This window comes from Bradyrhizobium sp. 23, assembly GCF_023073295.1.
Taxonomy (GTDB): Bacteria; Pseudomonadota; Alphaproteobacteria; order Rhizobiales; family Xanthobacteraceae; genus Bradyrhizobium; species Bradyrhizobium canariense_D.
In genome coordinates this window covers 1-4,921 of sequence record NZ_JADPJF010000141.1, presented here as the reverse complement: position 1 = coordinate 4,921, position 4,921 = coordinate 1, and the positions used below count along the sequence as shown (strand labels likewise).

The window sequence follows — 4,921 nt, the reverse complement described above, 5'->3', positions numbered from 1 at the left end:
ATCGTACTGACTGCAGAGCTCCTTGTGGTCGCCGCGAGCCTTTTTGTCACTGATGCCGCGCAGAGCATTGCGGCGGGCGGTCTGCGCGGACAAGGACGCTCGGGTGCCGCTTCTGTTCGTCGGCATTGCCTACTGGTTAATCGGCTTCTCACTTGGCTATCTGCTGGTTTGAAGATCGGGCTTGGTGCGACTGGCATCTGGATTGGCTTGTCAATCGGGACGAACATCGATGGAGGGCTCCTCGTCCTGGGTTTCCAGCTGCTGGCGAGCAGGTGTGCTCTCAGAGCCGTCACTTGATTGCGTAATGGCGGTTCTTGGCGTGCGGGAATCCAGGAATGCGAGGCGACTCCGGGGGGTCCCTCCGCCCTAAAGAGGGCAAGGCCTCCGATTGGAAACCAGATTCTAGACCGCGCAGTCACCAGCAATTCCGTGCCTTTTGCAAAGGCGCATCGAAACCAATTTACCGGCCCAGTTTGACATCCATCTCGCCCTTGGCAACCACGCTACCATAAGCATCCAACGAGCTGGCTCGCCCGAAGTCCACGCTGGCACATTCTCTTCCAGCCTATGCTTCCTGTCTCAACCAGATCGAGCGCTTCTTCAGGCTCATCACCCGTCAAGCCCATCCGGCATCGCCAACCTCGTAAGAAAGTGCGACAGCCTATCCGCGCCTACAATACAATTGCACGCCCTGCATGTGAACTCCTGACTCGAACTCCGCCCCCGAAACCTCGCGCGACGTTGTCGGCGAATTTCCGGAACGGAGCTGCGTCGGCGGGACGAAAACTGGGGAACGCAGGCGGTGAATTGTGGCTCAATAGTAGGACATCTGGAGAATGCGCCTACGCGCATCGAAGGGAACCGGCACGCGACGGTGATGGAGAGGGACATCGCACTTGTTGGTCGAAACGATAGAGAACAACCAAGACCAGCCGTTACGAGCGTTGTGAACCATTGTCCGGTTTGTGACAGGACGCTAGTCGTTGTCAGTTGCCAAAGCCCCGACGGGCTTCTGCCGGGCGCCTAGACAATGATTCGTCTATTAGGATAGATGAGGGATGGCACAGATGTTGCTATTGAAGTGTATCATGAGGTCGACTGTTAGAACACGAACTCAGGGCTAGCCGAAGTTGCGGCGCTTTCGCTCGACTGTCGACAGACTGAACCAGGGGTGACGTCGTGGGAGATCAACTCCGTCTGCTGCAACTTGCTTAGGTTTTTCGTAGTGTCGGTTCGTGATGGCACAATTCAAGAGGCCCGGTCCGGTAAGTTACCTCCTGATGAGGGATGATGCTTAAGTCGCAGCAAGAAATCCTAAGAGGCGCGGGGCAAACCTTGGCTACCTCAAAGAGGGGGCCATGCAAAAAAGGCCCCGGCAAACGAGGCTGAGAAAGTGCGCTCGTCATCGAGAATGGAAGAACCCGGCAATGACGCAAGCTATCAACGCCACTAGCCATTTCAGCGTGCCTGAGGAGTTGGGTATCCGTGCAACAGCGATAAGCCAATCTTCGGCAGATGGCGACTTTGTCCGCTACTGGAGCCGAAACGGTGACCGGGCGTCTGCGTTGGCTGCGGTGGAAAACCGAACCGAGGACGCCATCAAGCAGACCGGCATCGGCCTGCGGCTATCTTCCGAGAACTTCAACGGTCACGATCTATCCGGATTTCGGTTGCGGCGATGCATCCTCAATCGTGCGCAACTTCACGGAGCGAAGCTGGATGGAGCCGATCTGTCCGAGGCCAACCTCATTTGCCCGGGATTAGAGCGAGCAAGTTTCCGCGGAGCCAAGCTCGACTTTGCGTATATGCATGCTATTGCCGCACAGGTTTGCAATTTCGACGATGCAAGTCTGCGCAATCTCGTCGATGCAACGGGTAGCCTATTCCACGGGTGCAGCATGCGAAGGACCCGTTTCGACAACGCGGTGCTAAGTGGCATCCTCTTTTATCAATGTGACGCGAGCCAAGCTGTCTTTGATGGCGCTGAACTGCAAGGATCGACCATCAATGAATGCTACCTGCCTTGCTCGTCCTTTCATTTTGCCAAGTTAAACCAAGTTACGATGACGAAGGCGCATCTGACCGGCAGCTCGCTCTTGCAGTCAAGGGGGGAGTATCTATCAATCTTGCGCCCCACTTCGGTCGATGATCTCGTCCTAGAGAACGCTCATCTTCCTTACTTCAGGCTTTCAAAGGCGAGCGGTCGCATCCTAGCCAAAGCGCTGAGCGCCCCCTTTGCGGATTTCAGCCTCTCAAATCTCGCGAAGGCGGAGCTCGAGGAGGCAGATCTATCGGAGGCGCGACTTCTGTCGGTAAACCTCGCCAATGCCAACCTCGTCGGCGCGGTGTTGAACGGAGTATCCATTCGTTCGTGTCAGCTCGATGGAGCTGATCTATCTCGCGCATCAGGGGAAGCCATTTCGATCTTCGAGAGCACGATGCGATCCGCCCAGTTGCGCGGCTTCCGTGCGCGCTGTGCGTTTATACGCGATTGCGATATCGATGATTCAGATTTTTCGCAGGCGTACCTATATCGCTCAATGATTACCGGTGATCCTCCGCAGTCCATGGCTTTGAACCGCGCCAATTTCGAGGGAGCCAACCTTGTTCAGTGCTATATTGCGGCAGGAATGACTGGCAGCAACCTGGAAGCGGCCCGTACGGCATACGTTCGAATGAATCAATCCTCGCTCTGCAAGACTAACTTGAGTGGAATTTCACCTTTCCAGGCAAGCTTTGTAAAAACAGAGTTCTCGGATGCAAGGATAACGACGTTTGAACCGCCGTTCTTTGCAGACAGATGTCCTGGGCTCCAGGCTGCTTTGAAGGACGTGAAAGATCAGAAATCCGAACCTTCAGAGTATCTGGGTGAGTTCTCATCGCTAATGAGGCGCGGTCGAGAAGGATCGACCTGATTGGGCTAAATGACGCATGACGATCTGGGGCGCCTGTCATCACAGAGAAGGAAAATGGAGAAGCGGGATGCGTCCTCGTTGTGGCCGGACTCTAGGCGCTCATGAGCTCATTCGCCGCGCGGTCGATGTGGCCGGTAGCGCTCGCCATGCGTCATGCCCGATCGAGCAGCAGGGCTGCTGGGGAATCAACAAGACGGGATAGGAAACATGCACCTAGCGTCTCTTTCAGCTGGCAAGCCCTTCATTGCGGACGTAGCAAGAAGAGGTCAAACTATCGGCACAGTACACACTTTAGGAGCGTTGCATCTCGGCCACGCGGAGTTAATCAGAAGGGCCGCAGCCGAGAACGATGTGGCCATTGTCACAGTCTATCCGAACAAGATTCAGCTTAGCCCAGGTCCTGAGTACGAGTACAATTTGGAGGATGACGTTGCGCTTGCGCTTGGAGCGGGCGCTTCTGCCGTCATTTCAACGACCGACGCGGAGATGTTTCCGCCAGGGTATCGCACCTTTGTATCTCAAGGGGATTATCCGCTGCGTGCGAGCGGGCCTCATGGGCTCCTAAAGGAAGGTGTCACTGGATGCATCCGCTGGATTTGTTTTGCGCGACCAACTCGCAGCTATTTCGGTCTAAAGGATATTGGACAGGCCCTTCTGGTGAAACAAGCGGTCGCAGACCTGCTTCTTGATTGCGAGATACGATTTGTGCCGACGGTACGATACAAGAACGGGGTGCCTATTTCGTCGCGTTTGCGACACTTCGAATCTTCCGAGCTCGACGAGCTTTCGTCCCTCTTCATGGCGCTGAACCATTTGAGAAAAGAGGTCGCGAGGGGAGTGTCGTGCGCCCAAGATCTGATAGAGTCGGCAAAACCACTGATCACTTTCCGACAGTTTGAATTGGAATCTCTTCGAATTGTTGGCGCGGACAGCTTCGAAGATCAGGAGCAGGTCGAACTTCCCTTTATAATCAGTGGCGTCGCCGTTGGTCACGGCCTCAGAGTGTTCGATAATATCTTTGTGCCGGATCAAGATACACTTCTGAATGGTCCTGCAGATGTATGGATCGATTTGCCCGAAAGGTAGGATTTTGATGTCGATGCACAGTCGCAAGCTTGGAGAGACGGCTGCGATTCGCGCATTGGGCTCTGAATCAGGAAAGACCTCTTTTAGGGAAACTCCTCGGGCCGAGTCGCAATGCGCCTTCAACATCTTCCGAAATCGATCCCTATCATCCTGGAGTTGGCTCAAGAAAACGAGCTCTCGTTTGAACGATTTGTTCAGACCCGGACAGAGTCAGGCGCAGATGCTGCTGGATGGTTCCTGCGGCGTGTTGATATTTCAACGGTGATCCCGCTGCAGTCCGATGCTTGGAATGGGTGTGGGTTTTCGGTTTTCTTCGGTAGCCTGATGCGAGGTGAGGACAAACTAGGCGACATCGACGCGCTCGAAACAACGTGGCGTCCAGAAGATTTGGCCGCTTATGCTGGACGGCAGTTCAGGACCTTCTGTCGTGCCGCGGCGAAGTCGCAGGCATCCTTCCTCATCTGGCTAGCAGAGACATGGATGACCAGACGCGCTATTTACGGAGCTCGGCGGCATCCGTTCCTCGCCATCGTTCAGCGATCTTGCCGAGCAGCGTCCTGCCGCCTCAATTGCGAACGAGCGACAGGCGGACACGTGGGCGACCCAATATCGTCTAGTCAGCCTCAGTTAAATGGGCGACAAAATAACTTGGTCCGGCCTCGTGAAATGCCGGATTTTACGCCAAGCCCGCAAAGGTGACGTAGGCCGAGCTCGCCGTGCCTGCGGCGCTTGATCACGCGGATCAAGCCACGAATCCTCATGCGCGAGATCGGCAACCTGAAAGCATGCCGAGCGATGCTGTGTATCGTTCGTGCTCTTGCTCGCGCGAGCTATCGCCCAAAGTTGGTGACGGCGGGAATCGGAAAGGCGGCATATCGTGGGGGTGCTTGACGCCTCCACTTCTCCACCGAAGGAGCGAT

At 55.5% G+C, this 4,921-nt stretch carries 2 protein-coding genes; both read left to right on the top strand.

What is annotated here, in order from left to right; translation table 11 throughout:
- The first annotated feature begins 1,427 nt into the window (after positions 1-1,427).
- Positions 1,428-2,915, top strand: coding sequence for a pentapeptide repeat-containing protein (locus tag IVB32_RS32930; RefSeq protein ID WP_247412716.1), 1,488 nt, complete (start codon positions 1,428-1,430; stop codon positions 2,913-2,915).
- Positions 2,916-3,068: 153 nt separating this feature from the next.
- Positions 3,069-4,001, top strand: a complete 933-nt coding sequence (locus tag IVB32_RS32925; RefSeq protein WP_346731124.1) for a pantoate--beta-alanine ligase — start codon at positions 3,069-3,071, stop codon at positions 3,999-4,001.
- Positions 4,002-4,921: the final 920 nt, after the last annotated feature.

Coding starts and splice junctions, on each gene's coding strand:
- IVB32_RS32930 (WP_247412716.1), top strand. CDS start 1,428: ATGACGCAAGCTATCAACGCCACTAGCCATTTCAGCGTGCCTGAGGAG.
- IVB32_RS32925 (WP_346731124.1), top strand. CDS start 3,069: ATGCCCGATCGAGCAGCAGGGCTGCTGGGGAATCAACAAGACGGGATA.